The sequence below is a fragment of the Halomonas litopenaei genome, from assembly GCF_017303055.1.
Classification (GTDB): Bacteria; Pseudomonadota; Gammaproteobacteria; order Pseudomonadales; family Halomonadaceae; genus Halomonas; species Halomonas litopenaei_A.
The window spans coordinates 170,643-197,321 of record NZ_JAEKJT010000003.1 but is presented as its reverse complement, the minus strand read 5'-3'; the positions used below and the strand labels follow the sequence as shown (position 1 = coordinate 197,321).

Genomic DNA, 26,679 nt, shown 5'->3' with positions numbered 1-26,679 from the left:
TTGGAAACAGCGTCCACTATATAGTCAGGGTGGACGCTCATCGCCACCCATCCACAAGGACAACGACGTCAGGAGCGGGCCATGGCCATCTATCGTCTGGGTAACCATTCCCCTCATATCCATCGCAGCGTGTTCGTCGCCGAAAGTGCCGAGGTCATCGGCCAGGTCAAGCTGCACGAAGACGCCAGCGTGTGGTATCAGGCCGTATTGAGGGGCGATACCGAATCACTCGAGATTCAACAGGGCAGCAATATTCAGGATGGTGCCGTGCTGCATGCGGATCCCGGCTATCCGCTGGTCGTGGGACCAGGCGTGACGGTGGGGCATCAGGCCATGTTGCATGGCTGCACCGTGGGAGAGGGGACGCTGATCGGCATCCAGGCGGTGGTGCTCAATGGCGCGGTGATCGGCAAGAATTGCCTGATCGGTGCGGGTGCTCTGGTCAAGGAAGGCGCCGAAATTCCCGACAACAGTCTGGTTGTAGGTGCACCGGCGAGAGTCATCCGTGAGCTCAATGACAAGGCGATTGCTGCACTGAAGGACAATGCCCAGGGCTATGTCGAGAAAGCCAGGCTGCATCGCACGCGGCTAGCCAGGATTGGCTAGCGCTTGCAGCCAGCGCCTGGACGGCGCCTCCTCAGGCCAGGTTGGCCGAGGAGGCGCCTCTTGGAGACAAACTGTCTGGCCGTGTGCCTCCAGGGCAAGTGCCTGCTGCTTTCAGCACGGGCGAACGCGTGCTGGCCAGCTTCCCGCTGTTTCGCTCAGGAGCGTCGCCTGGCGGGCCGATGGGAGCGCCGGGCCCTTGGTGGTACGGGGATCTTGGTGCGGACCAGCGCGGCATCGGTAGGGCGTGCTGCCTGGGTGATAATGATGGCAGCAATCACGGTGATCAGGGCGAACAGAAAGTAGGACATGATAAGTCTCCTTGTCAGCGTGGTGGACTCGCTGGACGGTTTCGCCCCATCGGCGAGGGTGTCCTGAGTCGTCCCTTGATGCGAGGCTGCGGCGCGGTCTCGCCTTTCTTTATTGGTCGTCATTCCCGGATGGGCCGTCATTCCCGGCGACCTTGGTGAAAGCCTTCCTCTATTATCTGTGCGGTGCTATAGAACTGGCACGGCGCTAACTACCTGCCTTGATGTCACTCTAGGTGGCCCTGAGCCTGATCGCCATATCAGCACAGTAGTATTCAAATTGTGCTGAGAGGGGCGCCCGGCTTGGCGCTATGGAGGCATCGCCTCGGGCGATAGGTAGGCAGTGGCGAGCCACCTTGCAGGCCTTCGAGGGTTCGCGGCAGCCCTTGAACGCCCGTGCAACGCCTGTTTTGACCCTTGAGGCAAGTCGCCTGGCAGGGCAACCAAAAAGGGCGCCACCGGTGGTGACGCCCTCGTTGCGCGACGTGTAGAGCGTGACGGGATTACCCGGCAAGTCCCATCAATGGATCACTGATCCCGACCACTTGCATGGCCACGAGCCCGATCAGACCTGCCGCGAGTACATAGTAGATCGTCGGCAGAATGGTCTTGCGAATCGTGATGCCTTCACGGCCCAGCAAGCCCACCGTTGCAGAGGCTGCGACCACGTTGTGGATGGCGATCATGTTACCGGCAGCGGCACCCACAGCCTGCAGCGCGACCATAAGCGCAGTGGAGACACCGAGCTGTTGGGCCACGTTGAACTGGAAGTCGGCCAGCATCAGGTTGGAGACGGTGTTGGAGCCGGCAATAAAGGCGCCAAGGGCACCGACGGCCGGTGCGAACAGTGGATAGATGCCGCCCACACCATCAGCCACGGCGGTGGCCATGGCGACGGGCATGGAGGCCAGATCCGCGCCGTTGACGCCTGAGTTGATGAGAATACGCACCATCGGAATGGTGAATACCAGCACGAAACCTGCTCCCAGCAAGGTGCGGGTGGATTCCCCGAAGGCCGCCTTGAGCTGGCTGCCGTTCATGCGATGCAGCAGGGCGGTCAACAGGACCACCATCAACAGGATGCCCCCCGGCAGGTACAGCGGCTGCAGGCTGCCGGAGATGCCAGCTTCGCCCAGAATATCGCTGAAGCCGACGCTGATGGAGGTCAGGGCCTGCTTGAACGGATCTACCGTACGCGACAGTACCAGCAGCACCGCCAGCAGTACGTAAGGTAGCCAGCCCATGAAGGTGCTCATCGGCGCTCGGCCCACGACATCATCAGCCTTGATGCTGAGCTTGCCGATCCAGTGCTTGGGCCAGCTGTCCGCGTCGGGAAAGTCCCAGTTCTCCTTGGGCATCAGGAAGCCGCGGCGGGCGGCAGGCACGACGATGGCCAGACCCACCATGGCGCCGATCATCGAAGGAAACTCTGGTCCCAGGAAGACACCCGCCAGGGCGTAGGGCACGACGAAGGCAACGCCGGCGAAGATGGCAAAAGGCGCAATGGCCAGGCCTTCCTTCCACGAACGGTTGGCGCCGAAGAAGCGCACCATCACGCTGACCATGAACAGCGGCATCAGGATGCCCACCACGGCATGGACCAGCGCCACTTCACCGGCGATCAAACGGAAGTACTCCAGCCAGGTGGCACCGCCAGCCTCCAGCGAGGCAGTGATGCCTGCCTTGTCCAGGCCTCCGGCCACGCCCACCACGATCGGGGTGCCGACAGCACCGAAGGACACCGGTGTGGACTGGATCATCATGCCGACGACGACCGCGGCAAGTGCCGGGAAGCCCAGGGCGACCATCAGTGGGGCGGCGACCGCTGCTGGAGTGCCAAAACCCGAGGCACCTTCGATAAAGCAGCCAAACAGCCAGGCCACGATGATGGCCTGGACCCTGCGGTCAGGGCTGATGCCGGAAAAACCGTTGCGGATGGCGGCAATGCCACCCGAGTGCTTCAGCGTATTGAGCAACAAGATGGCGCCAAAGATGATCCACAGGATCGCTACGGTCAGGATCAACCCCTGCAGGGTGGAAGCCATGACCCGGGTAAAGGTCATGTCCCAGGCCAGCAGAGCGATCAATGCGGTGACCACGAAGACGATAGGCATGGCGATCTTGGCAGCCATGCGCAGTCCAATCAGCAGAATGCCTGCCAGGACGAGCGGTATGAAGGCGATCAACGCTAGGGAGGTATCGGTCATGGTGTTGGGGTCTCTTGTCGTGTCCTTGTTTGTAATTGCCGTTGTATGACGTGCCGGTCGCATCTCGACCTAAGGTTCGGACAAGGCGGCACGATAAGCTGACTCACGACGTTGATCTAGCTCTGGGATATTGGTCAGACCAAAATGAGAATGCTGAGTTGTTTTTGGATTTAACGAGTTAAGCATTTATTTACAATAGTTTAGAGTCTTCAGCTCAGCCTGTTCCCGCTGTCGAACGGGCAAGATTGTTAGACTAATGGACAGCAAAATGTCGATATTCCTGCATCGCAAGCGTTGGCGACGGTGGTGGGGGATGGCACTATCAGCGGACACTTTGTTGAAATGGGGTATTTGGCATGGCTCTGGTGATGTATGACCTGTGTGGCATCGATGAGGCGCTGCGCTTCTCTCCGTTTTGCTGGCGGGCCAAGCTTGCGGTAGCGCATAAGGGCCTTGAGCTGGAGACGCGCCCCTGGTGTTTCACCGAGAAGGAGGCGCTTGAGTTCTCCCATCACGACAAGGTGCCAGTGATGGTGGACGGCGATAACGTCATCACCGACAGCTTCGAGATCATGCAGTACCTTGATCGTGCCTACCCTGAGGCACCTTCCTTGCTGGGCGACTCGATGGGCCAGGCGCGAGCACGCTTTTTCAAGCATTACAGCGAACGGTCCCTGCAGCTGCCGATTCTGCGCACCATCGTGATGGATCTGATGAATGCGATTCACCCCAAGGATCGCGACTATTTTCGCAGTACCCGGGAAAAGCGCCTGGGCATGACGCTTGAGCAGTTCCATTCGCCGGCGAAGGGCTTGAGCCAGCTGGATTCCGCCCTGGAACCACTGCGGGGCCAGCTCTCTGGCAGCGATTTCGTGGATGGCGATGCCCCGGCTGGCGCCGACTACCTGCTCTTTGCGAATTTCATGTGGGCCCGCACTGTCTCGACCGCGGACCTGGTCTCCAATGCGGATCCGGTTTACGCCTGGCTGGAACGCATGCTGGACGTCAACGATGGCATGGGACGCAAGGCCGTGCGTATCACTGATATCGAGGGCGCATATCGGCCCTGAGCTCTGATGTGAAGAGCTCTGATGTAAAACGCGGCGGACGTAGACCTTGATACGTCTGCTGTTCGCCGCCTATCCCTAGGACCTCACGGTTTCGTTTGTACCGGTTCAGGCTCTTTTTCCCTGCCGTTTTTCCCTTCCACTGTGCAAGCCTGTCTTACTCTTCTGTTTTCTTGTGTCTTTTGTTCTGTCTCGGGTGTTTCTCCACCCCTGTAGCTTCACCGCTTTTCATCGCGATAGTAACGGAGCACGCGATGTCGTCTTTTCTTACAAAGTGTACGAATACAGGCCGCCAGCCCTCGGATAACGGATTGTCACCGGTGCGTCACTTTCCTCTTGCTATGGTCAGATGAGGCTGGCTCTCGATGTGATGCTGAGTGCCGCTGCCATAGCTGACTGCCTCGGCCCCGAAGGGGGGCGGCGCCCGCGTATATGTCTTATATGATGTTGCGGCGCAGCATGGGGCGTTCTAATCTTCATGTGGCGAGACTAAATTGTGCTCGTTTGAAGACGCGATGTATCACAGGCAGCACTTGTCTGGCTGGGCGGACGCAAGCGTGAGTCATGAGTCGCCCTGACCGATGTTCTGGCGTGCTGGCTGACTTCCTAGGGAGACACAGAAATGAGCAACAACAAGGCCATGCCGTCCATCGACAAGATGATTCCCTCCATGGACACGCTATTCACCCCCTGGCGCGAAAGCAGCCTGCTGACACTGGAGTATTCACAGAAAATGCTCGATGTGCGCTTCAAGGCCATCGACTCGGCGGTCAAGGCCGGCATCGCTCAGGCGCGTACCTGGTGCGAGGTCAGCGATGCTGAGAGTCTTCGCAATGCCAGTCAGGCACAGCAGGAAACGCTGTCAGCCATTGGTGAGACCTTGAGAGTGGAAGGCGAAGAGCTGTTTACGCTGAGCAAGGAATATCAGGAAAAGTGCCAGACGGTCGCCCGCCAGGCTCTGGATGTACCCAAGGACGAGTCTTGAATAGCCGTGACAAGGCATCGGATACCGCCAGCTGCGCAGCGCTGATCGCCCCATCGGATCCGATCAAGCCCGGAGCGCTGATCAGAATGAGCGGCGTGAAGATGGCCTGGTCGGCAATGCGCTGACGACGCAGTCGCCTCCCGAGACAGCGTGCTGCTGCTTGGCAGAGCCACAGGACGACAGACGGCCCGTCGTAAGGACGACGGGCCGTTTTCTGTCTGGCTCCCCTGGCTGCAGACAGAGCGAATCTGCCCAGCTATGTTGCGGGCTATGTTGCGGGCTATTTTGCGGGCTATTTTTCCGGTCCGAGCCATGTGCTGTACGCAGGCCTGAATCGCAGGTCTGAATCAATAGAGGCCCGTATCGCCAGGCGGTGCCGGTACGGCCGCTTTTACGCCTATTGAGCTCGTGCCTCCAACCGAAAGCGAGCGATACGGTTGATTTGAATGACGGCCTCGTGGCGCTCCTGCTCGGCGCTGTTGTCCAGTCGCTGCTCAAAGGCTGCCAGGATGGTATGACGATTGCCGCCCTTGACCGCCATGATGAAGGGAAAGCCAAAGCGTGCCTTGTAGGCATCATTGAGTCGGGTGAATCGGGCGAGTTCTTCTGGGGTGCACTGGTCCAGGCCTGCTCCCGCTTGTTCGCGGGTGGAATCGTCTGTCAGCTCGCCCGCGGCGGCAGCCTTGCCCGCCAGGTCGGGGTGAGCGCGAATGACCTGCAATTGTTCCTCGGGTGATGCCTCCAGCAGCACCTCGCCCATGAGGTGGGCTAGCTGCGCCGGGTCATCGTGCTTGGTGGCGAGCCCCCGAGCAAAGGCGCGTTCCGCCACCCAAGGTGAGTGCTCGAAGACGTCTCCGTAAGTATCGACAAAACGCTGTTGGTCCATCTGGCTGGGACGTTCGCTGAGGGTGGGCATTCGCTGGCTCCTGTGATCTGAGGATAGCGGGGTGGTTCGTCGGCTCGGCTACCGGTGATGGGCGGCTGAAGACGAGGCGGCGATCTCGCTGCGACTTCGCTTTTTCAAACTGTATACAAAAAATTGTTTGAAATGTACTCTACATTCGATCAATGATGTTTACCATGATATCGGTCTCTTCGTCTTGCCGGTTGACGTCCTGGCCTGCGCTTGCTTGATCGGTGCGGCCAACGTGACTGACCACCTGATGACGGTTTACCTAAAGACTGACCACCATAAGTGAGGATCATGATGGGACGCCTGACGACGCATGTACTGGACACAGCGCTTGGCCGCCCTGGCCAAGGAATTCGTATCGAGCTCTTCCGCCTTGAAGGAGACCGTCGCGTACATTTGGGTGATGTGATCACCAACGACGACGGACGTTGTGATCATCCGATTCTAGAGGGCAGTGACCTCATCGAAGGGGAATACGAGCTGGTATTCCACGCAGGCGACTATCTGCGCGCTCAAGGCATCGAGGCTCGCGAGCCTCGTTTCCTCGATCGGATTCCGTTGCGTTTCGGGGTTGCCGATGCCACTGAGCACTACCATGTACCGTTGCTGCTCTCGCCCTATAGCTACTCCACCTACCGGGGCAGCTGAGAACGCACTGCATACATGCTCGCCGGGGCGAATGGCTGCGTTGCGCGCCGCTTGAACACCTCATTGGAATAGAGGCTTCGGGGACCGAGCTGCTGGCGCCGAGCGCATTGTTTTGCTCGGTTGATGTATGCAGCGCTTCGCCCAGGGGCCGCGACGTGTCTGCACTCGGGCAGCCCTCTGCTTTCCAATAATAAACAGCCGGGATTAGGACTATGTCATCTTATCTGTTGGACGTGAGCAACTTCATGCTGCGCTGGCTCCATGTCATTGCCGCCGTTGCCTGGATCGGTGAGTCCATCTATTTCGTCATGCTCGACAACTCGTTGAAGACCCCCAAGGCGGAGGAAGATCGCAGCAAGGGCGTGTTTGGCGAGATGTGGGCCGTCCACGGTGGCGGTTTCTACCACAACCAGAAGTATGCGACGGCTCCGGCGAAATTGCCGGATGATCTCCACTGGTCGTTCTGGAAGGCGTACACGACGTGGCTGTCAGGCTTTGCCCTGTTTGTCATTTTGTATATGGCGAATCCCGGCTTCTATCTGGTCAACCCCAACAGCCCATGGCAGTGGGCGGCCAACATGACGGGGTGGCAGGCCAATATCGTGGCATTGCTGTTCCTGCTGGGTGGCTGGGTGGTCTACAACGAGATGTGCAAGCGTGTCAGCCCCAATATGGAGCGGGATGGTCTCTTGAGTGTGGGGGTGGCCGTCATGATGGTGGTTGTGGCCTACCTTAGCGTGCATATCTTTGCGGGGCGCGCGGCATTTCTGCTGACCGGTGCCGTCATGGCGACGGCCATGTCTGCCAACGTCTTCTTCTGGATCATCCCTGGCCAGCGCCGCATGGTCAAAGCGATGAAGGCCGGTGAGGCACCGAACCCGCTTGACGGCAAGCGCGGCAAGCAGCGCTCGGTCCACAACACTTACTTTACGTTGCCGGTGGTGCTGTTGATGATCAGCAACCACTATTCCTTTGCCTACAGCAACGACTGGGCCTGGGTAATCATGGCTCTGCTGATCTTTGGCGGGGCATTGATTCGTCAGTATTTTGTGTTGATGCATAGTGGTCAGCACAAGCCTGGCTATCCGATCATTGGCGTGGCGCTGATCCTGCTGGCCTTCGCAGTGGGAAGTCCGTGGCTGGCAAGTGGTTCGGTGGCCTCCTCTTCCTCCTCTGACAGCTCAGTGGTGGCGTCAAGCGACGGAGGGGCGACGCCTCTGGCACGAGTGCATGCGGTCATGGAGGAGCGCTGCGTCAGTTGTCACGCGGCCCAACCTTCTCATCCCGGGTTCTCTGCTCCTCCCTTGGGTGTCGCGCTGGACACTGAGGCTCAGACCCAACAACACAAGGCACAGATTCAACAAGTGGTCGCCAGTGGCTACATGCCACTCGGGAATCTGACGCAAATGACCGACGACGAACGTACCTTGATCGCCAACTGGGGAGAGTGACACCGTGCGGGGGCAAGCGTGGAGAGCAAGCGGGTGGTGATGGTTCTTGTTGATGGCGTATGTCGTATACAATAACGACATACTGACTCTGAGGGCTATGCTGATGAATCAGCGCGTAAAAGCGTCGCCATCTGCCACGTCGTCGCCGCGCCAGGGCAAGAACGGTGATGGCGCCGAGCGACATGAAGCGATTCATCGGTCCATCAGTGATGCCATCATCGAGCACCGGCTGAAGCCGGGAGCCCGCCTGCGCGAGGATGCCCTGTCGGACGTGTTCGGTGTCAGCCGAACCGGCATCCGCAAGATCCTCCAACGTCTTGCGCTGGAGGAGCTGGTGACCCTGACGCCACGTCGCGGCGCCAGCGTGACGCGTCCTACCGCTGACGAGGCCAAGGACGTGTTCGATGCGCGCCAGATGGTGGAGTGCGGGCTGATGCCCGACATTGCGAGAAGGATTACCAGCGCTGATATCGACACGCTGCGTGAGATGGCGCGACGTGAACGCGATGCACTGCGCACTGGGCAGCAAAGCGTGGCCATCAGGCTGTCGGCGGATTTTCATACCTATCTGGCCAGGCTGTCCGGCAATCGGACACTGGCCGACTTCGTTGAGCGTCTGTGTTCTCGCAGCTCCCTGATTCTGGCGGTGTACGGTAACACCGGTCACCTGGGCTGTGAGTCCCATGACCATCAGGACCTCATCAATTTCCTGGCCGAGGGCAAGGCTGAGCGCGCCGCAGCATTTATGGGTCGGCACCTGAAAGCCATCGAAGCGTCCCTGTCCATCGTCGAAGAAGAGAACGAAGCACCCAACCTGTTCGAGATCTTTTCCCGCTGACACCGCCAAGCGACGCCCCAACATAGCGCCACAACACCCCAAAAAGCCCCGAATCATCAGCAGATGGTTCGGGGCTTTTCGTTGGTAGCGCGGGATCGAACTCTGTAGAGCGCCAACGCATCGCCTCGCGCTGGGCCTGCAACCTATTGTGTCCTGCAGCCTATCGTGGCCCGCTGGGAAAGGCCGACAGGTTTAGCCGAACAGGGTACGCAGCGTCACGAAGGCGATGGCGCTGATCAGGCCTGCTGCCGGTAGCGTGATGACCCAGGCCAGGCCGATGGGTTTCATCAGCTGCCAGTTGGTCTGATGGTTGACCAGGCCAATGCCCAGCACCGCGCCGATCAGGATGTGTGTACTGGACACCGGCAGGCCCATGATGGAAGCCAGCATCACGACGCCTGCCGCCGCCAGCTCTGCCGCAAACCCGGATGCCGGATGCATGGCGGTCAGATTGTGTCCGACGGTCTGGATCACCTCCTTGCCGATAAACCAGAGACCGACGATAAGGGCGACCCCGAAGGTGATCATGGCGATCGGAGGGATGGTCGCTTCGGCGCCAATGGCGCCAGTACGCAGTACGTCAAGGATGGCGGCGAAGGGGCCGATGGCATTGGCGATATCGTTGGAGCCATGGCTAAAGGCAAACCCCGCCGCGGTAAAGACCTGCATCCAGCTGAACATCAGGAAGGTCGAGCGGGACAGCGAGGTGCCCTTGAGCGTCTCGGCAAAGATAAACGTGGCCATCCATACCACGGCACCGATCATGCCCATGATCAGGTAGTTATTAAGCGTCGTCAGTCCCAGGTCGAGATGCTTGAAGCCCTTGAACAGCAGCATGGCCGAGATGATCATGGCTCCGCCGGCGGCGACCAGGGGCACCCAGTTCTGCAGGGCACGATGGGCATCGATATCCTCGCGCTGGCGCTCGATCCGCTTGAGCTCCTTGAAGTAGTCTGACTCGAATTCGGCACGCTCATCATCCTGGTAGTCCTGGTCATGGTAGACCTGAACGTCCCGGGTCATGGCATGGGTATAGGAAATCTTCTGGATCTCTGACAGGCGCTCGAAGGCCTCCTTATGGCGACGATCATTCTCGTATTTCTCGCGCTTGATCGCCTTCAGACGCTGCTCCGCCTCATCGTTATAGTTGAGGATGTGTTTCCTGATCATGCTGAACAGCGCATATGACATCAGTCCCCCCAGCACCGGTGACAGCACCCAGGAGATAGCGATCTGCCAGATCTTGCCCCACTGCACCAGGCCAAGGCTGTCGACCCCTGGGGTCATGGTTCCGAGCACGATGGACGAGCCCACAATGGCACCGATGATCGAATGGGTGGTGGAGACCGGATAGCCTTTCTTGCTGGCAAACAGTAGCCACAGGGCGGCGGCTACCAGTGCCGACATCATGATGAAGATGAAGTCCATCGGCGCGACCGTCATGCCCGACAGATCGACGATGCCCTTGCGGATCGTATCGGTGACCTCTCCGCCTGCGATGACCGCACCGCTGACCTCGAACACCGCCGCCACCAGCAAGGCCTGCTTGATCGACAAGGTTCCTGCGCCGACGCTGGTGCCGAAGGAATTGGCCACATCATTGCCGCCGATATTGAAGGCCATGAACACCCCGAACAGGGTGGCCAGGGTGAATACCAGCGGAAAGTGGCCCTGGGTGTAGCCGAAGCCCCAGAACAGAAAGTAGCCGACGGTAGCGAAGAGAAGTACCGCAAAGGCCAGGCTCAGCCCTGATGGGCGAAGCCCCGCAGGAACCGATAGCGAGGGGGAAGGGGTGGTCATTGTGCATCCTCTGAGGTGGGCATGCCTTGCTCGTGGGACGGCAGGGCGTGAGGATGACAATGGGCAGAGGCGATGACAGCGAGATGTCATCTTGGCTGCGTTGTGTGCTTTGTCGTGCAGGCTGGGGAAGGGGTTGGTCGTGCGGGTAGAGATAGTAGGCAGGAGCTTACGTCTTTGGGGAGGAGGAAGTACGTGCACAGCAGGCCCTCCCCGGGCCAGGCCGGGAAGGGCATGGTGTCATCGTCTTGGTCGCCTAGTGAGCCGGTTGCGGGACCCGGTACTGGTGCATCAGGGCAAAATACAGCACGCCCCCGAGGGCGGCGCCCATCATCCAGCCAAAACCTGCAAGTCCTTGCAGGGCAGGAACGATCACCGTCGCCAGAGAAAACACCGCGGCCAATGCGAAGGCGGCCACGGCCCGCAGGTTCCAACCGTTGGTGTAGGTATAGGCATCGCCCTGCTTGGCGGAAAACAGTGCCTGCACATCGAGCTTGCCGCCTTTGATCAGATAGAAGTCGACAACGATGATGCCGTAGAAGGGCGCGACGATGGCGCCTAGCGCGTTGACGAAGCCCGGCACGCCAATTTGGCTGATGACCGAGACCCACAGTGCGCCGACAAAAAAGGCGACGCAGGCAGTGATCAGGCCGCCGACCTTGAAGCTGATATGCCGCGGGAATAGGTTCGCCAGGTCATAGGCAGGGGGGATGAAATTGGCCACCAGGTTGATGCCGACGGTAGCGGCGAAAAACGTGACGGCGGCCAGCAGCGTCAGGGGCAAGGCATCGACACGATCGACGATATCGGTGGGGTTGGTCAGCGCCTCGCCGAACAGTACCAGGGTGCCGGCGGTGATGATCAGCGCGATGAAGGAAAAGAAGGCCACGTTCAAGGGCAGGCCCAGCAGGTTGCCCAGCTTCATCTGGCGCTCGCTTTGTACGAAGCGGGTGAAATCCCCGAAGTTGATCACGACGGCGGCAAAGTAGGCGACCATGGTCCCGACCACGGCAGCAAAGGCAGATAGGCCTCCGCTATCCTCGCCGCTGGTCGAGAAGATGCTCCCGACGGCAGGCAGCAGCTCGCTGCCGGCTTGCCACCAGACAATCAGCATCAGCACGACCATGACCACGTAGACCAGCGGGCCTGCCCAGTTCAGGAAGTGCTTGATGCGCTCGATGCCGGACCAGAAGATGGCGATCTGGAACAGCCACACCAGCACAAACGACAGCCAGGCGACGGGTGACAGGCCAAGCACGCCTTCCCCTCCATCCGTGCCGATAAGGGCGGTAATCATCAGCGTGACGGCGGTGGAGGCAAAGTAGGTCTGCACGCCATACCAGAAAATACCGACGATGGCGCGCAGCAGAGCCGGCAGGTTGGAACCTCTAACCCCGAGGCTGGCGCGGACCATGACCGGGAAGGGGATGCCGTAGCGAACGCTCGGGGCACCGGTCAGGTTGACCAGAAACATCACGATCAAGCCGGCCAGCATGATCGCTGCCATCACCGCCCAGCCGCTGAGGTTGTAGGACAGAAACAACGAGGCTGCCAGGGTGTAGCCAAACAGGCTTTGAATATCGTTGGACCAGACATTGAAGATTTCGAAGGCTCCCCAGCTGCGCCGTGAGTGGGGGAGCGGGGCCAGGTCGTGGTTGTAGAGGCTCGGGTCGACCCTCGTGGTATCGAGGGTCAGGTCGGAATCGGCCATGGGGATCACTCTTGTTGTTGGATAGCGTCAGGCGGATGTCATGATGCGTTGCTGTCAGCCGGAAAAGGCAAGGCGAGGTCAGTCACCTCGCCGTTGCAGTACGCTTACTGGTTGAAGCGCTGGCAACCTTGCCAGTAGCGCATCAACAGCAGATAGGTGAGGCCCGCGGGAATCAGACTGGCGTACCAGGAAATGGTGGAGAAGCTGAAGGCCGCCACGACGCCTACGGCGGTGGCAATGAAGGCCGCCAGATTGACGCCACGGTAGGGGCCATTCGGATCGTAGAGCTTGTCCAGGTCCAGGGTGCGCCGGCGAATCAGGTAGTAGTCCACCACCAGTACGGCAAAGATGGGGCCGAGAAAGGCGGAATAGGTCTGTACGAACACCTGCAGGCCAGCAGCTGACTCATCCTTGACCAACTCCCAGGGGAAGGTGGCGAACGCCAATAGACCAACGACGACCGAGGCCTTGCGGTAACTCAGCTTGAAGGTGTCCATCAGCACGTAGGTTGGCGGTACCACATTGTTGAGGACATTGGTGGTCACCTGAGCGAAGGCGATGAACAGCAGGGTGGTCATCAGCAGAGGGGTGTTGTCGACGGCGTTGGCAAACACGCGTATCGGATCGGCCACGCCGGTCGCCTCGGACACCATGAAGCCAATCAGGCCCATGAACAGCGTGCAGGGCAGTATCGACATGGCGTAGAGGGTCGTCAGCAGGCCGGGACCCGAGCCTTCGACGTGCTCTCGTGAGTAATCGCTGACGTTGAGCATCATGGTCGAGTAGATGCCCAGAAACAGCATGGTAGCCCCCCAGAAGGGCAGGCCCCATGAGCCCTCCATGGTGACCAGATTGGCCGACAGCGTGTCACCGTACCGGGCCACGGTGCTGTAGAACATGTACACCAGCGACGCCAGGATGAAGGCGCTGCCCACGTTCTCAAGCCACTTGATGCCCTGAAAGCCCAGCACCGAAAGGCCGATCTGCACAAACTGGAAAGCGATGAAGAACACGATCAGGTTGTCATAGCCGAACAGGGTGGCAGACACCAGATTCAGTGCGCCGGCCCCAATCCAGCTCTGGAAGCCGTACCAGACAATCGCCGGAACGGCTCGCACCAAGCCGGGTAAGCGGGTGCCCTGAAAGCCGAAGGCGCTGCGCGCCTGGACCATGAAGGGAATGCCGTACTTGTATCCAGCGGCACCGTTCAGGGCAAGGGCGATACCGATGATAAAGCAGCCGATGGCAATCGCTACCGTGGCCTGGATCAGGTTGAGCGTGCCGACGACACTGGACCCCATGGTAAAGGTACCAATGGAGACACAGCCCCCGAACCAGGCCAGCAGGTAGGAGGTGCGCCCCATGATGCGAGTTTTCTGAGGCGCAAGAGATTCATCGCCGAGGCTTTTGGTGGCGGCCGGGGCGATGCCTTGGGGGGCGTCCGGCCGAGAGGTGGAAGTGGTCATCGAGGACCTCGCTTATTGTGGATTATTATTGACCGCAGGCAGGGCCCGGAGCGGTAAGGGCCTGGCGGGAAGCAGGTGGCTGGTGCCTATGCTATTCCTGAGTAAATGTGAGGTGTGACAGGTGCTGATAGTGGCCGACGAAGGGCTTGGGCCGGGGGAACGCCAGGTCACCGGTCTTGCTGGTAGCAAGTCCCAGCCCGACCAATGCCTCTGCCAGCTTGACCGCTGACGTCACCCCTTCAACCACCGGCAGGCCGACCTCTCGGCTGATGGTGTCGGTCAGATCTGCCATGCCGCCGCAGCCGAGAACGATGGCGCCGATGCCATCCTCCTGCTTGGCGCGGCGCCCTTCTTCGATAATCCTGGCAAGGGCGCGATCGCCGTCCTGTTCAAGATCCAGCACCGGGATATCGGCCGCACGGACACGCCGACACTGGTGGCGGAAGCCGTACTGGTCCAGCAGGTGTTCGGCGATGATCACCGTGCGTGGCAGGGTGGTGACCACCGAGAAGCGAGTGCTGATCAGGCTTGCCATATGAAAGGCCGCTTCTGCGATGCCGATGACTGGCGCCCGAGTCGCTTCGCGAGCGGCCAGCAGCCCAGGATCACCGAAGCACGCCACCACGTAGGCATCGACCTGGGTCTCACGATCCATTCTCAGGACCTCTTCGACAACCCCGACAGCGCTGATGGCCTCGTCAAAGTGACCTTCAATGGAGACAGGCCCACTGGCGGGCTGCGAGGCAGTCACGCGAGTCGCGGGGCCGGCGATGTCCGTAGCGGCGAGACGGATGGTCTCTGTCATCGCATCAGTGGTATTGGGGTTGATCAGGTGTACGTGCATGCTCGCTACCTTCGTGAACGAATCGATATCTCTTTGTACACAAAATAGTGCTACATCGAATACGTATCAAGTCGAAAGATGCCAGGCAATGCCTGGTTTTAAATTACGTTAAAAAACAATGCTTAAGAGATTTTTTATGGCGCGACCACCGATCTCGCTCCGTCGTTACGGCATATTGATGACGATCTTTGTTAGTATGTGAGGACGAGAATGTTGGGAAAGTGTATACAATTGGTGGCGCAGCCTGGTCGAGGGCCGCTGGACGCAGCGTTCACACGGGGCGGCAATCTCAGGTCGCGTCGGCTGGCCCCTCGGTTCAAGCACTTAGGACAATGCCTGAGAGCGGTGCTGGAGGGCGGCTTGAAGTATGGGTCTGAAGACCGGGATGGAAGACCCGACTGGAGCCGCGTTGTTGACGAAGAGCGAGTCCGATCTTCGACGATATCTTCGACGATAGAGTGGTTGCTCGTGGCTTGAGTACAGTCTATCTTTCTTTTGTATACATAATGAGGCGCGGCCGGGAGTGCCGGGCGGCAGTGCGCCATATCGGTGACATGACGCCCCTGTGTGTTAAGCGCTAGGTCTATGCGTCAGGTCTGCGCGCCAGGTCGAAACACTGTGTCGAAGCGCTGTGCCCCTTGCGCCTTGCCCCTGGCCCCTGGCCCTATGTCCGCTGGACCGATCAGCCCGAGCAAGCGCTGGATGCGCCCACTGGCTTTCAGGAGAAGACATCATGACAACAACCGCCTATCCCAGGGATCTTGTCGGCTATGGCCGCACGCCGCCCCATGCCAACTGGCCAGGCAGGGCGAAGATTGCCGTTCAGTTTGTGCTCAATTACGAAGAGGGTGGGGAGAACTGCGTATTGCACGGTGATGCGGGATCCGAGCAGTTCCTGTCTGAGATCATTGGTGCCGACAGCTACCCAGACCGTCACTTGAGCATGGAGTCGATCTACGAATATGGCTCCCGGGCAGGCGTGTGGCGGGTTCTGAGAGAGTTCGAGCGCCGCGGCATGCCGCTGACGGTGTTCGGGGTCGCCATGGCGCTTGAGCGTCACCCTGAGCTGGCGTTGGCCTTCAAGGAACTGGGCCATGAGATTGCCTGTCACGGCTATCGCTGGATTCATTATCAGCAGGTGTCCGAGAAGGTGGAGCGGGAACATATGCGCAAGGCCATCGAGATCTTCGAGCGGCTTTACGGCGAACGCCCGCTAGGCTGGTACACCGGGCGTGATAGCCCCAACACTCGTCGCTTGGTGCTGGACGAAGGTGGCTTTCTGTACGACAGCGACTATTACGGTGATGATCTGCCTTTCTGGACCTGTGAAGCGGACAGCCAGGGCCAGCAGCACCCCCATCTCGTGGTGCCCTATACTCTGGACAGCAATGATATGCGCTTTGCGGCGCCGCAAGGCTTCAACACCGCTGACCACTTTTTCACCTACCTGCGTGACGCCTTTGATGTCCTCTATGCCGAGGGTGATGAGTCACCCAAGATGCTGTCGGTCGGTCTGCACTGCCGCTTGATCGGTCGCCCCGGGCGGTTCCGCGCGTTGCAGCGCTTCCTTGACCATATCGAGGCGCATGATCGGGTGTGGGTGACGCGCCGAGTGGACATCGCCCGCCACTGGGCTGAGCATTTTCCGGCGCCTTCCCCCGCGCCGATTGGCTGAAGACGTCGGATAGCGTCATGCTGCACGGGCGTTGAAGCCCGCCACGAGACCCAGGAATTCCCATGCTAGAACTGATTGCGCGGCCGCTGACGGCCGAGGCCTTTGCCCCCTTTGGCGATGTCATCGACGCACGCACGTCATCGTCTTTTCCGATCAATGCCGGGCGCACCCAGCGTCATCATGACCTGGTCGCGATCGAGACGCTGGGTGATAACGCCCGGCCAATGATCAGCCTGTTCGTCAGCCAGCCGATCGAGCTGCCGCTGACGCTGAGCTTTCTCGAGCGTCATCCGCTGGGCAGCCAGGCCTTCATGCCGCTGCACGAAGAGCGTTTCATCATTGTCGTTGCTCCCCCAGGGGATGCCATTGAAGCTGACCAGGTGCGCGCGTTCGTGACCGACGGTCGCCAGGGTGTGAACTATCGTGCAGGTACCTGGCATGCCATCCAGTCGGTGCTGGACCGGGAAGGGGAGTTTCTGGTCGTGGATCGCGGCGGGGACGGCGACAACTGCGACGAGTTCCCCCTCGACCTGCGCGTGACACTGGACTGACAAGGAAACCAAGATGAGTGACTCTCGTCCCACACGACACTACTACGCGCCTCATGGCGGCCATCCCGGGCAGAAGGTCATGACCACTGACCGAGCGATGTTTACCGAGGCCTTTGCGGTCATCCCCAAGGGGGTGTATCGCGACATCGTGACCAGCAAGCTGCCGCACTGGAACAATACTCGCCTGTGGGTGCTCTCACGCCCCTTGTCTGGCTTTGCTGAGACGTTTTCTCAGTACATCATGGAGGTCGGGCCAGGCGGGGGCAGTGAGCGCCCCGAGTCCAATCCCCAGGCCGAAGGCGTGCTGTTCGTGGTGGAAGGCCAGCTTGAATTGACCCTCGCTGGCCAGCGGCACGTGATGACGCCTGGAGGCTATGCGTTTATCCCCCCCGGCAGTGATTGGCAGCTGCACAACTCCAGCACGGAAGCGGTGCGGTTTCACTGGATTCGCAAGGCCTATGAGGCGGTTGACGGTATCGATCTGCCGGAGCCGATCGTGACCAACGAGAACGACATCGCGCCGACGGTCATGCCTGACTGCAACGAGGTCTGGGCGACCACGCGCTTCGTTGATCCCGAGGACATGCGCCACGATATGCACGTGACGGTGGTGACCTTCCAGCCCGGAGGCGTGATCCCCTTCGATGAGACCCACGTCATGGAACACGGTCTCTACGTGCTGGAGGGCAAGGCGGTCTATCATCTCAATCAGCAGTGGGTCGAAGTGGAAGCCGGTGACTACATGTGGCTGAGGGCGTTCTGCCCACAGGCCTGTTATGCCGGTGGGCCTGGCCCCTTCCGCTACCTGCTGTACAAGGACGTCAATCGCCACATGAAGCTGCCTGTGCTGTCCTGAGGCCTGGTCCACGGATCTTCGTTGTCGGGTCCTGGTGTTGCCGCGAAGGCTAGCTTGTCGGACCTTCGCGGTGATGCTCCTCCCGCAGTAATGCCTCCATGGCGGCGGCTTCCATCGGTCGGTACAGCAGAAACCCCTGCACCAGCGGGACACCTAATGTCGCCAGAAAGGCCTGCTTGCGCTGATCGTCCACGCCTTCGCAGATGACCTGGAGGCGGAGGGTCTGGCACAGCTGGTAAATGGACGTCACGATGCTGGCCTGGCGCGGATGATGGATGTGCTCGATCAGGGTCTTGTCCAGTTTGACGAAATCGACCGTCAGTTGACTCAGATAGTTGAACGATGAGTAACCGCTGCCGAAGTCGTCCAGGGCGAACTGCACGTCCATGGATTGAAACAGGTGGATATCGGACAGTGTCTGGGGCAGGTCCGTCAGTAGCGACTGCTCCGTGATTTCGATACCCAGAGCATTGACGGGGACCTCGTTGAGCGCCGTATAGAAGCAGCGCCGGACGTTGTCGCTGGTAAAGAACAGCGGCGTCACATTGATGAACAGCCGCTTGTTGACCCGTTGTTCGTGCCATCGCAGCGCATGCTGGCAGGCTTCGCGAATCACCCAGCACTCTATGCCCTCCATCACGCCGGGATGATGGCGTAGCACGTCGAGAAACAGCGGGGCGTGGAGTCTTCCCTGGGCATCACGGTAACGCAATAGCGCCTCGACATGACGGATGCGGGACGTTGAGGCGTCAACGACAGGTTGAAAGACCAGCTCCAGTTCTCCCTCGCTCAGCCACTTCAAGGTGCGGTCGGCCTGCTTGACGCGGCTCCAACGGCTGACATTTTCTTCCATCAGCACGATATCCAGCGCGTCGTCGCCGAAGGCAGAGTCACTGGCCTTGCGCGAGGGAAAGACGGGATAGTCATCCTGACTTGAGTGCTCTCGATACACGTAGCGTCGCCATGCCACCGTATAGATGGCGACGCCACAGCCGATGCAGGTCAGTTGCAAGAGAATGGACGGCAGGTACAAGCCATCGAAGGCCAGGTAGCTGGAGATCAGGTAAGGCACCGCCCAGTGGACGCTATTGGGGTGTGGCTCCACCCAGCCTGCTGCCATGGCGGTGTAAGCGATGACGGCATTGACGGTGGGCACGGCGATGAACGCCCACGCCATGCGCAGGTTGAACACCAGGGGGATGCCGAACACCAGCGTCTCGCTGATGTTGAACAGGGTCAGCGGCGCCGATATTCGCGCCAGCGCCTTGTACTCCCGGCGTGAACTGACCACCAGCATGACCAGCATGAGGCAGAACACCGAGCCTGCCCCGCCCGGGGTGGCGTACAAGGTGAAGAACTCTGGAGACGGCAGGCCGAGCAGCGCGCTCTTGTGATGCAGGTACTCATAGACGCCGAGCATGGTGGCATAGCCATGGATCGCAAACAGCGATAGCACCTGCAGGAACATCACGAACAGGATGACCTCGACCCCATAGGGAATGCGGTCGACGAGTGCAGCATGAATGCCAGGGGCGAAGCGGTCGGAGAGGGTGACGAAGGCAAGGCGTAGAAGGATCGCCAGTAGTACGCACAGCACACCTGGCAACACATAGCGCAGGTTGAAGGTGATCAGTTGACTCATGACGACCTTGCCTGCGCTCGAGTCACTGCCGTCCCGGCCAAATAGCTTGAACATGACGTGCGTCAACAGCAGGGTCGGATAGATGGCGATGGTCGCGCCCAGACTGCGGCTTTGTGGACCGGCCTCGGTACCCAGTTGGTCCCAACCGCAAAGGATCCAGAACACCGGCAGGGAGACCAGCATGACGGCTGGGGCGCGTACCCGATGATGACTGTTGAGCGACCAGCTCAGGGACAGCAGGATGACCTCGGGAAACAGCTCTCCCAGATAGCGCGCCAGATGGCTGATGTAATAGGCCATCCCGGAATCGATACCGGCAAAATGGAAGAGGTTGGCCGCGACGGTCAGCGCGGCCATGACAATCACATAAGGCAGTATCGACAGGTAGGCATTGCGAATCGCCAGCAGCGTCCGGTGGGCTGCCAGGCTGGAAAAACGCTCATCAAGGTCGCGGAGGTCGGGCATCGTCCGGGAACTGCCTCCGTGGGTCATGCCGCGATGCATTGGCCCAGACCGCCAGCGACGGTGAGCAGCGTGTCTGGTCTGGACCGCAGCGGCGTGATGACTCGGGCAGGCCAGCGTCTGTCCCAGGCCCAGAGGGTCCCTGATGTTCCGTCAGCGGCCGGAGTAGCCTGCATAGTTTCTGTCAGTATAGCGACGTCAGCTCTACACATATGTGCTGTTACGAGCAGGCTCTGGTTGCAATTGCACACTGCTCTATGCGTTCCGTGTTCTCCCTCTTCTCCCTCTTCTCCCTCTTCTCCCTCTTCTCCCTCTTCTCCCTCTTCTCCCTCTTCTCCCTCTTCTCCCTCTTCTCCCTCTTCTCCCTCTTCTCCCTCTTCTCCCTCTTCTCCTTCTTCTCCTTCTTCTCCCTCCCTCCCTCCCTCCCTCCGCGAGGGTCATGTAGGCCGTGATGACGTGATGTTTCTGTCCCGGCTCGCCACTCCCTCTACGGTTTTGTGCGTTCCTGAAAGATTTTTGGAAAATAATTCCAAATACATTTGCAGCGATGGTGTCGGCCTGCTAAACATAATGGAAAGAAATTCCACAAAAATAGAATTGTCCTTTATTGCGTCGCAACAATGTATACAATTTGATGCCTGGAGGTGTTCCATGACTCGCATGACCGCTGCGGATGCTGCTGTTCACGTATTGCTCAAGGAAGGAATTGACGTCGCTTTTGGTCTTCCTGGTGCGGCCATCAACCCGTTTTACGCCGCGATGCGGCGGGTGGGCGGCATCGATCATGTGCTGGCACGGCATGTGGAAGGTGCCTCGCATATGGCAGAGGGCTACACGCGGGCCCAGCCAGGCAATATCGGCGTCTGCATCGGCACGTCGGGCCCTGCGGGCACGGACATGATCACCGGGCTGTATTCGGCGTCTGCCGACTCGATCCCCATTCTTTGCATCACGGGTCAGGCACCTGTCGCCAAGCTGCATAAAGAGGATTTTCAGGCGGTAGATATCCAGGCCATTGCCGGTCCCGTCACCAAGTGGGCTGTCACGGTTCGGGAGGCGGCCCAGGTACCGCGGGCGTTCCAGCAGGCATTCCAGTTGATGCGTTCGTCACGCCCAGGGCCGGTCCTGATCGATCTGCCGATCGATGTGCAGCTCACCGAGATCGAATTTGATCCTGACACCTATGAACCCCTGCCGGCCTACAAGCCGAGGGCCAGTCGTGTCCAGTGTGAAAAGGCGCTGGAGATGCTCAATGCTGCCGAGCGCCCCCTGTTGGTGGCCGGGGGAGGTGTCATCAATGCTGATGCCGCTAGCGAGCTGCAGACCTTGGCCGAATTGCTGGGTATTCCGGTCATTCCGACCCTGATGGGGTGGGGAGTGCTGCCAGACGATCATCCCTTGATGGCGGGCATGGTGGGGCTGCAAACCTCCCACCGTTATGGCAATGCGACCCTGCTCGAGTCGGACTTTGTCATGGGGTTCGGCAATCGCTGGGCCAACCGGCATACCGGTAATCTCGAGACCTACACCGAGGGACGAACCTTCGTCCATATCGACATCGAGCCCACTCAGATTGGCCGTATCTTTGGCCCTGACTACGGCATCGTGTCCGACGCCAAGGCGGCCCTCGTGACCATGATCGAGATTGCCCGGGACTGGGCCAAGGAAGGCCGCCTGAAGGAGCGCAGCAGATGGGTGGCGGCCTGTCAGCAGCGCAAGCAGACCATGCTGCGCAAGACCCATTTCGATGATGTGCCGGTCAAGCCCCAGCGGGTCTACGAGGAAATGAACAAGGTGTTCGGGCGTGACACGCGGTACGTCACTACCATCGGACTGTCGCAGATTGCTGGCGCTCAATTCTTGCACGTCTACAAGCCTCGTCACTGGATCAACTGCGGTCAGGCAGGTCCGTTGGGCTGGACGATTCCAGCAGCCTTGGGCGTATGCCGGGCAGATCCTGACGCCGAGGTGGTCGCGCTGTCCGGTGACTATGATTTCCAGTTCATGATCGAGGAGCTGGCAGTAGGTGCCCAGTTCCACCTGCCCTATGTACATGTTCTGGTGAACAACGCCTATCTGGGATTGATTCGCCAGGCTCAGCGCGGCTTTGACATGGACTACTGCGTCCAGCTGTCGTTCGAGAACATCAACTGCGAAGAGATCAACGGATACGGCGTCGACCACGTGACCGTGGTGGAAGGGCTGGGCTGCAAGGCGCTGCGGGTCACCACGCCTGACGAGATCGGGCCAGCCCTGGAGCGCGCCCGCCAACTGGCCCGGGAGCACCGCGTGCCGGTCGTTGTCGAGATCATCCTTGAGCGCGTCACGAATATAGCGATGGGCACAGATATTGCCGGCATCAATGAGTTCGAAGCCTTGGCCGAGAACCTCGAGGATGCGCCAAGCTCGATCGCTGCCTTGACGTGACACGCCTTCACTTGACCGGAAACCACGTGTCGACGCCGCGTCACGCCAGTTGTTGGCTGGGCGCGGGTCACAAAAGAACATCTTGACGTTCAAGAGGAGCACCACATGGCCAAGTTTGCCGCCAACCTGAGCATGCTGTTTACCGAGTTGCCTTTCCTCGATCGATTCGAGGCAGCCGCGAAGGCGGGTTTTCAAGGGGTCGAGTACCTCTTCCCCTATGACTACTCCGCCGCGGAGATCAAGCAGCGACTGCAGGCCCATGGCCTGGTGCAGGTGCTGCATAACCTTCCGGCCGGCGACTGGGAGGCGGGGGAGCGCGGGATTGCCTGTCATCCGGAGCGCATCGAGGAGTTTCGCGCCGGCGTCGACACCGCGATTGAGTACGCGACGGCCCTGGGCTGCCGCCAGGTCAACTGCCTGGCGGGCATCGTGCCAGAGGGCGTCAGTCAGGCGCAGGCACAGCGGACCCTGGTCGACAATCTGCGTTATGCCGCGGGCAGGCTCGAGACAGCCGGCATTCTGCTGCTGGCCGAGCCTATCAATACTCGCGATATTCCAGGCTTCTTCCTGCATCACACGGAGCAGGCGTTGGCGCTGTTCGACGAAGTCGCCAGCGACAACTTGAAGCTGCAGTACGACATCTACCACATGCAGATCATGGAAGGGGACCTGGCACCGACCATGGAGCGTCACCTGTCACGTATTGCCCACGTGCAGCTGGCGGACAATCCGGGGCGCCACGAGCCGGGCACAGGAGAAATCCACTATCCCTTCCTGTTCCAGCACCTTGATCGCATCGGCTATCGCGGCTGGATCGGATGCGAGTACAAGCCAGCCACTACGACCCAGGAGGGGCTTGGCTGGCTCGATAGCGTCAGAGCCCAGTAGGGCGTCGCGTCAGTCAGCACAGCATTGCGACATGCAGCATCGACGTTGCCGGATGTCGCGATCGCCACAGAGTTACAAGGCACCACGAGGAGCATAACAATGAGCAAGATCGGTTTTATCGGGTTGGGGATCATGGGACGCCCCATGGCAGGGCACCTGCTGGACGCGGGACACGAACTGACCACGGTCAAGCGGGGTACGCTTGCTGCCGCCTTGGCCGAGAAGGGCATGCAGGAGCTCGACAGTCCTGACGCCGTGGCCCAGGTCAGTGACGTCATCATCACCATGGTGCCCGATACCCCGGACGTCGAGGAGGTGCTGTTCGGGGAGCAGGGCGTGGTACACGGGCTCAAGCCAGGCACGCTGGTCATCGACATGAGTTCGATTGCCCCTCTGGCTACCCAGGAATTTGCCCGCAGGATTCATGAGGCCGGCGGCGAGTACGTCGATGCCCCGGTGTCCGGGGGCGAGGGAGGTGCCATCAATGCCGCCCTGACCATCATGGTGGGGGCGACCCAGGAGGGCTTCGAGAGAGCCCTGCCGCTACTTGAGATTATGGGCAAGACCATTACGCGGATTGGCGGCCACGGGGCTGGGCAGACCTGCAAGGTCGCCAACCAGATCGTGGTGGCACTGACGATCGAGGCGGTGTCCGAAGGGCTGTTGTTCGCCTCCAAGGCAGGTGCCGACGTCAGCAAGGTGCGGGAAGCACTGCTGGGCGGATTGGCGCAATCGAAGATTCTCGACGTGCATGGGCAGCGGATGATCGACCGGACATTTGACCCCGGTTTCCGCATCCGCTTGCATCAGAAAGATCTGAACCTGGCCTTGGAAGGAGCCAGAGGCCTCAACCTGGCCCTGCCAGGAACCGCCAATGCCGCCCAGCTGTTTCAATCCTGTGCTGCGCTGGGCGGATCGGAGTGGGACCATGCTGGCATCGTGCGTGCCCTGGAGGCATTGGCGAGTCACGACATTGGCCAATAGCGTCAGCCGAGGCCGTGGTATCACGGCTGACGCTTGGAAATGACAGGGGCGTGACTGCTCCCTGCCAAGCAGGTGATGGCGTTGTCGATACGTCCTGGGGCAGCGCCACGCTGACTCAAGACGTTGCCGGGGAAGCACCTGGACATCTCTACAGCATCCATGGACCTCCTGGAGAGTTCTACCGCATTCCTGGCAAGTCGTGCACCGCTATTGCCTGCTGGGTCGCGTCTGCGACCCTTGCTCGCCGACGGGGTCCCCCTCCATTGTGTGCCTGTCGGTGGGCCTTTTTGGTGCTCCTGAGTGCCTATTCAGAGGGGCTTGCCGGCTCGCTTCACTCCAGGCAGCCTGAGGATGCCAGAGCTGAACGTGTGAGGCCTGGCGATATAGAGGAGCCACCGATGCCTGGCTGTATAGAGGAGCCACCGATGCCTGGCTGTATAGAATCGCCCTACAGAAGAGCCCCAGGTGAATGGCTGGGCCCCCTTCGTGATTTGAGACTCTCGCGCAGAGCTAGTTAGACTGTCGTGAACACGCCTTCTGACAGGGCATGCACATGGATGGTTTGCCGTTGGTCGGTGGTTTATCTGTAGTTAAATTACAGGATGGTGCCTTTGCCAGAGGGGGTAGCCCAGACGCTGAGCCGTTGCACTCCCCTTTTGATCTGGCCGTCGTCAGTATTTGTTGATTTTCAACAAAGGGTTGACGAGATGGAGTGGCCTATCAGCGGCGGTAGTCGCTTTGACATATTCCTTGTAGTAAAATTACAGAACTCGGTCGCGCGTCACGTTCTGTGATGATCCGCCCGACCTGCTTGCGTCATTTTCGAACCCGTCGAGGACAGCATGAGCCAATTCCCGCATACCCCCGTACGTCGTACCAAGATCGTTGCCACCCTCGGGCCCGCCAGTGATCGTGAGGGGGTCCTGGAAGAGATGCTGCGAGCGGGTGTCGACGTGGTTCGCCTCAACTTTTCCCATGGCAGCGCCGACGATCACCGCCGTCGACTGACGGAAGTCAGAGCGATTGCCGATAAGCTTGGGCGCAGTGTCGCGGCACTGGGCGATCTGCAGGGGCCCAAGATTCGCATCGCCCGTTTCGCCGATGGTGCCGTCACCCTGGAAGAGGGTGCGAGCTTCGTGATCGATGTGGCGCTGGATGCTCAGTCCGGCGACGCTGCCCGGGTTGGCTGCGATTACAAGGAGCTGGCTGAGGACGTTGCTTCGGGTGATCGCCTGCTACTGGACGATGGCCGCGTCGTGCTGGATGTTCAGCGTGTCGAGGGTAGCCAGATCCACACCCAGGTTGTCGTGGGCGGCAAATTGTCCAACAACAAGGGAATCAACAAGCAGGGCGGCGGGCTGTCGGCGCCGGCGCTTACTGACAAGGACAAGCAGGACCTCAAGACGGCCATCGATATCGGCGTGGATTACCTGGCCGTGTCGTTCCCACGGACCGCAGAGGACATGCTCGAGGCGCGTCGCCTGTTGGGTGACGCCGGCGCCGAGATCGGGCTGGTCGCCAAGCTTGAGCGTGCCGAGGCGGTGGCGAATGACGAGACCCTGGACGGCATTATCGAGGCCAGCGAGGCGGTCATGGTGGCCCGTGGTGACCTTGGGGTGGAAATCGGTGACGAAAAGCTGATCGGCACCCAGAAGCGCATCATCAAGCATGCGCGTAGCCATAACCGCGCCGTGATCACTGCGACACAGATGATGGAGTCGATGATCGAGTCGCCGTTGCCGACGCGCGCAGAGGTCTTCGACGTGGCCAACGCGGTGCTGGATGCCACCGATGCGGTCATGCTCTCCGCCGAAACGGCGGCAGGGGACTATCCGGTCGAGACGATCGAGGCCATGCACCGTGTCTGTCTTGGTGCTGAACGTGAGCGCATCGCTCAGGAATCCGGCCACCGCATCCATGAAGGCTTCGAGCGGATCGATGAAACCATCGCCCTGTCTGCCATGTATGCGGCCAACCACTTGTCCGGAGTGGCGGCGATTGCCTGCATGACGTCCACCGGCTACACGCCGTTGATCGCCTCGCGCATTCGTTCAGGTCTGCCCATCGTCGGTCTGGCGCACAACCCGATCGCCCAGCGTCGTATGGCGCTGTATCGCGGCGTCATTTCACTGCCCTTCGATACCAGTGACATGACCGCAGCGGAGCTCAATGATCGAGCCCTCGAGCGGCTGGTCAAGCATGGCGTGGCGGCTCCTGGCGACCACGTCATCCTGACCCGCGGCGACCACATGAATGCTCATGGTGGCACCAACACCCTCAAGATTCTCGACGTCAACGAGGGGCATGTCAGCAGCTGATGGCCGCTTGCTAGGTAATACTCGAGATCATTGTCGAG

At 60.1% G+C, this 26,679-nt stretch carries 22 protein-coding genes; 14 read left to right on the top strand and 8 right to left on the bottom strand.

Features of this window, described 5'->3' with window-relative positions:
* Positions 1 to 81: 81 nt before the first annotated feature.
* Entirely contained in the window at positions 82 to 606 is a 525-nt protein-coding gene (locus tag JF545_RS04975; protein ID WP_206939869.1) for a gamma carbonic anhydrase family protein, read from the top strand.
* 155 nt (positions 607 to 761) lie between these two features.
* On the opposite strand, the gene JF545_RS04970 is transcribed toward JF545_RS04975, so the two are convergent.
* Both JF545_RS04970 and JF545_RS04965 read right to left on the bottom strand, forming a co-directional pair.
* Positions 762 to 914 (bottom strand): hypothetical protein, encoded by a 153-nt coding sequence (locus JF545_RS04970; RefSeq protein ID WP_206939867.1) that lies wholly within the window; start codon positions 912 to 914, stop codon positions 762 to 764.
* Positions 915 to 1,414: 500 nt separating this feature from the next.
* Positions 1,415 to 3,118, bottom strand: a complete 1,704-nt coding sequence (locus JF545_RS04965; protein ID WP_206939865.1) for an L-lactate permease — start codon at positions 3,116 to 3,118, stop codon at positions 1,415 to 1,417.
* 356 nt (positions 3,119 to 3,474) lie between these two features.
* On the opposite strand from JF545_RS04965, the gene JF545_RS04960 reads away from it, so the two are divergent.
* The 3 genes from JF545_RS04960 (at position 3,475) to JF545_RS20055 (ending at position 5,295) form a co-directional block, all read left to right on the top strand.
* The gene (locus JF545_RS04960; RefSeq protein ID WP_206939863.1) at positions 3,475 to 4,188 is read left to right on the top strand and encodes a glutathione S-transferase N-terminal domain-containing protein; all 714 of its coding nucleotides are present in this window, start codon (positions 3,475 to 3,477) and stop codon (positions 4,186 to 4,188) included.
* A 619-nt stretch (positions 4,189 to 4,807) separates the two neighbouring features.
* Complete coding sequence (locus JF545_RS04955; protein WP_206939861.1) at positions 4,808 to 5,170, top strand: hypothetical protein; 363 nt, start codon at positions 4,808 to 4,810, stop codon at positions 5,168 to 5,170.
* Positions 5,167 to 5,295: a hypothetical protein gene (locus JF545_RS20055; RefSeq protein WP_261315947.1), complete on the top strand. Its 129-nt coding sequence runs from the start codon at positions 5,167 to 5,169 to the stop codon at positions 5,293 to 5,295. The genes JF545_RS04955 and JF545_RS20055 overlap by 4 nt, the downstream gene beginning before the upstream one ends.
* Before the next feature lie 272 nt (positions 5,296 to 5,567).
* On the opposite strand, the gene uraD is transcribed toward JF545_RS20055, so the two are convergent.
* Positions 5,568 to 6,086, bottom strand: coding sequence for a 2-oxo-4-hydroxy-4-carboxy-5-ureidoimidazoline decarboxylase (gene uraD / locus JF545_RS04950; RefSeq protein ID WP_206939858.1), 519 nt, complete (start codon positions 6,084 to 6,086; stop codon positions 5,568 to 5,570).
* 291 nt (positions 6,087 to 6,377) lie between these two features.
* Here uraD and uraH point away from each other — a divergent pair, with 291 nt between their 5' ends.
* The 3 genes from uraH (at position 6,378) to JF545_RS04935 (ending at position 9,020) form a co-directional block, all read left to right on the top strand.
* A complete protein-coding gene (gene uraH / locus JF545_RS04945; RefSeq protein WP_206940801.1) occupies positions 6,378 to 6,731 on the top strand; it encodes a hydroxyisourate hydrolase in 354 nt (117 codons plus the stop codon).
* A 212-nt stretch (positions 6,732 to 6,943) separates the two neighbouring features.
* Complete coding sequence (locus JF545_RS04940) at positions 6,944 to 8,182, top strand: urate hydroxylase PuuD (protein ID WP_206939856.1); 1,239 nt, start codon at positions 6,944 to 6,946, stop codon at positions 8,180 to 8,182.
* A gap of 103 nt (positions 8,183 to 8,285) precedes the next feature.
* On the top strand, positions 8,286 to 9,020 hold the full coding sequence (locus JF545_RS04935; RefSeq protein ID WP_206939854.1) for a GntR family transcriptional regulator: 735 nt from the start codon (positions 8,286 to 8,288) through the stop codon (positions 9,018 to 9,020).
* 192 nt (positions 9,021 to 9,212) lie between these two features.
* Here JF545_RS04935 and JF545_RS04930 read toward each other — a convergent pair whose 3' ends face one another.
* From JF545_RS04930 to JF545_RS04915, 4 genes are all read right to left on the bottom strand, one after another.
* A complete protein-coding gene (locus JF545_RS04930; protein ID WP_206939852.1) occupies positions 9,213 to 10,820 on the bottom strand; it encodes an inorganic phosphate transporter in 1,608 nt (535 codons plus the stop codon).
* 253 nt (positions 10,821 to 11,073) lie between these two features.
* Positions 11,074 to 12,528, bottom strand: a complete 1,455-nt coding sequence (locus tag JF545_RS04925; RefSeq protein ID WP_206939850.1) for an NCS1 family nucleobase:cation symporter-1 — start codon at positions 12,526 to 12,528, stop codon at positions 11,074 to 11,076.
* A 104-nt stretch (positions 12,529 to 12,632) separates the two neighbouring features.
* On the bottom strand, positions 12,633 to 13,994 hold the full coding sequence (locus JF545_RS04920; RefSeq protein WP_206939848.1) for an NCS1 family transporter: 1,362 nt from the start codon (positions 13,992 to 13,994) through the stop codon (positions 12,633 to 12,635).
* Between the two features lie 91 nt (positions 13,995 to 14,085).
* Complete coding sequence (locus JF545_RS04915) at positions 14,086 to 14,838, bottom strand: aspartate/glutamate racemase family protein (protein ID WP_206939846.1); 753 nt, start codon at positions 14,836 to 14,838, stop codon at positions 14,086 to 14,088.
* A 733-nt stretch (positions 14,839 to 15,571) separates the two neighbouring features.
* Here JF545_RS04915 and puuE point away from each other — a divergent pair.
* The 3 genes from puuE to JF545_RS04900 all read left to right on the top strand — a co-directional run bounded on the left by puuE (position 15,572) and on the right by JF545_RS04900 (position 17,920).
* A complete protein-coding gene (gene puuE / locus JF545_RS04910; protein WP_206939844.1) occupies positions 15,572 to 16,513 on the top strand; it encodes an allantoinase PuuE in 942 nt (313 codons plus the stop codon).
* A gap of 62 nt (positions 16,514 to 16,575) precedes the next feature.
* Positions 16,576 to 17,064 carry an ureidoglycolate lyase gene (locus tag JF545_RS04905; RefSeq protein ID WP_206939842.1) on the top strand — a complete coding sequence of 163 codons (489 nt, stop codon included), beginning with the start codon at positions 16,576 to 16,578 and terminating at the stop codon, positions 17,062 to 17,064.
* Positions 17,065 to 17,077: 13 nt separating this feature from the next.
* Complete coding sequence (locus JF545_RS04900) at positions 17,078 to 17,920, top strand: bifunctional allantoicase/(S)-ureidoglycine aminohydrolase (protein ID WP_206939840.1); 843 nt, start codon at positions 17,078 to 17,080, stop codon at positions 17,918 to 17,920.
* A gap of 49 nt (positions 17,921 to 17,969) precedes the next feature.
* On the opposite strand, the gene JF545_RS04895 is transcribed toward JF545_RS04900, so the two are convergent.
* Positions 17,970 to 20,027 (bottom strand): EAL domain-containing protein, encoded by a 2,058-nt coding sequence (locus JF545_RS04895; protein WP_206939837.1) that lies wholly within the window; start codon positions 20,025 to 20,027, stop codon positions 17,970 to 17,972.
* 648 nt (positions 20,028 to 20,675) lie between these two features.
* On the opposite strand from JF545_RS04895, the gene gcl reads away from it, so the two are divergent.
* The 4 genes from gcl (at position 20,676) to pyk (ending at position 26,641) form a co-directional block, all read left to right on the top strand.
* On the top strand, positions 20,676 to 22,451 hold the full coding sequence (gene gcl / locus JF545_RS04885; RefSeq protein ID WP_206939836.1) for a glyoxylate carboligase: 1,776 nt from the start codon (positions 20,676 to 20,678) through the stop codon (positions 22,449 to 22,451).
* A gap of 105 nt (positions 22,452 to 22,556) precedes the next feature.
* Entirely contained in the window at positions 22,557 to 23,339 is a 783-nt protein-coding gene (gene hyi, locus JF545_RS04880; RefSeq protein ID WP_206939834.1) for a hydroxypyruvate isomerase, read from the top strand.
* 60 nt (positions 23,340 to 23,399) lie between these two features.
* Entirely contained in the window at positions 23,400 to 24,323 is a 924-nt protein-coding gene (locus tag JF545_RS04875) for a 2-hydroxy-3-oxopropionate reductase (RefSeq protein WP_308126718.1), read from the top strand.
* A gap of 842 nt (positions 24,324 to 25,165) precedes the next feature.
* The gene (gene pyk / locus JF545_RS04870) at positions 25,166 to 26,641 is read left to right on the top strand and encodes a pyruvate kinase (RefSeq protein ID WP_206939830.1); all 1,476 of its coding nucleotides are present in this window, start codon (positions 25,166 to 25,168) and stop codon (positions 26,639 to 26,641) included.
* Positions 26,642 to 26,679: the final 38 nt, after the last annotated feature.

Bases quoted from the DNA above. Each gene is read 5' to 3' on its own strand.
- hyi (WP_206939834.1), top strand. From the start codon at position 22,557: ATGGCCAAGTTTGCCGCCAACCTGAGCATGCTGTTTACCGAGTTGCCT.
- JF545_RS04975 (WP_206939869.1), top strand. From the start codon at position 82: ATGGCCATCTATCGTCTGGGTAACCATTCCCCTCATATCCATCGCAGC.
- uraD (WP_206939858.1), bottom strand. From the start codon at position 6,086: ATGCCCACCCTCAGCGAACGTCCCAGCCAGATGGACCAACAGCGTTTT.
- JF545_RS04940 (WP_206939856.1), top strand. From the start codon at position 6,944: ATGTCATCTTATCTGTTGGACGTGAGCAACTTCATGCTGCGCTGGCTC.
- JF545_RS04920 (WP_206939848.1), bottom strand. From the start codon at position 13,994: ATGACCACTTCCACCTCTCGGCCGGACGCCCCCCAAGGCATCGCCCCG.
- JF545_RS04925 (WP_206939850.1), bottom strand. From the start codon at position 12,528: ATGGCCGATTCCGACCTGACCCTCGATACCACGAGGGTCGACCCGAGC.
- JF545_RS04970 (WP_206939867.1), bottom strand. From the start codon at position 914: ATGTCCTACTTTCTGTTCGCCCTGATCACCGTGATTGCTGCCATCATT.
- JF545_RS04930 (WP_206939852.1), bottom strand. From the start codon at position 10,820: ATGACCACCCCTTCCCCCTCGCTATCGGTTCCTGCGGGGCTTCGCCCA.
- JF545_RS04960 (WP_206939863.1), top strand. From the start codon at position 3,475: ATGGCTCTGGTGATGTATGACCTGTGTGGCATCGATGAGGCGCTGCGC.
- JF545_RS04935 (WP_206939854.1), top strand. From the start codon at position 8,286: ATGAATCAGCGCGTAAAAGCGTCGCCATCTGCCACGTCGTCGCCGCGC.
- gcl (WP_206939836.1), top strand. From the start codon at position 20,676: ATGACTCGCATGACCGCTGCGGATGCTGCTGTTCACGTATTGCTCAAG.
- JF545_RS04965 (WP_206939865.1), bottom strand. From the start codon at position 3,118: ATGACCGATACCTCCCTAGCGTTGATCGCCTTCATACCGCTCGTCCTG.
- JF545_RS04895 (WP_206939837.1), bottom strand. From the start codon at position 20,027: ATGCCCGACCTCCGCGACCTTGATGAGCGTTTTTCCAGCCTGGCAGCC.
- JF545_RS04900 (WP_206939840.1), top strand. From the start codon at position 17,078: ATGAGTGACTCTCGTCCCACACGACACTACTACGCGCCTCATGGCGGC.
- JF545_RS04905 (WP_206939842.1), top strand. From the start codon at position 16,576: ATGCTAGAACTGATTGCGCGGCCGCTGACGGCCGAGGCCTTTGCCCCC.
- puuE (WP_206939844.1), top strand. From the start codon at position 15,572: ATGACAACAACCGCCTATCCCAGGGATCTTGTCGGCTATGGCCGCACG.
- JF545_RS04915 (WP_206939846.1), bottom strand. From the start codon at position 14,838: ATGCACGTACACCTGATCAACCCCAATACCACTGATGCGATGACAGAG.
- uraH (WP_206940801.1), top strand. From the start codon at position 6,378: ATGGGACGCCTGACGACGCATGTACTGGACACAGCGCTTGGCCGCCCT.
- JF545_RS04955 (WP_206939861.1), top strand. From the start codon at position 4,808: ATGAGCAACAACAAGGCCATGCCGTCCATCGACAAGATGATTCCCTCC.
- pyk (WP_206939830.1), top strand. From the start codon at position 25,166: ATGAGCCAATTCCCGCATACCCCCGTACGTCGTACCAAGATCGTTGCC.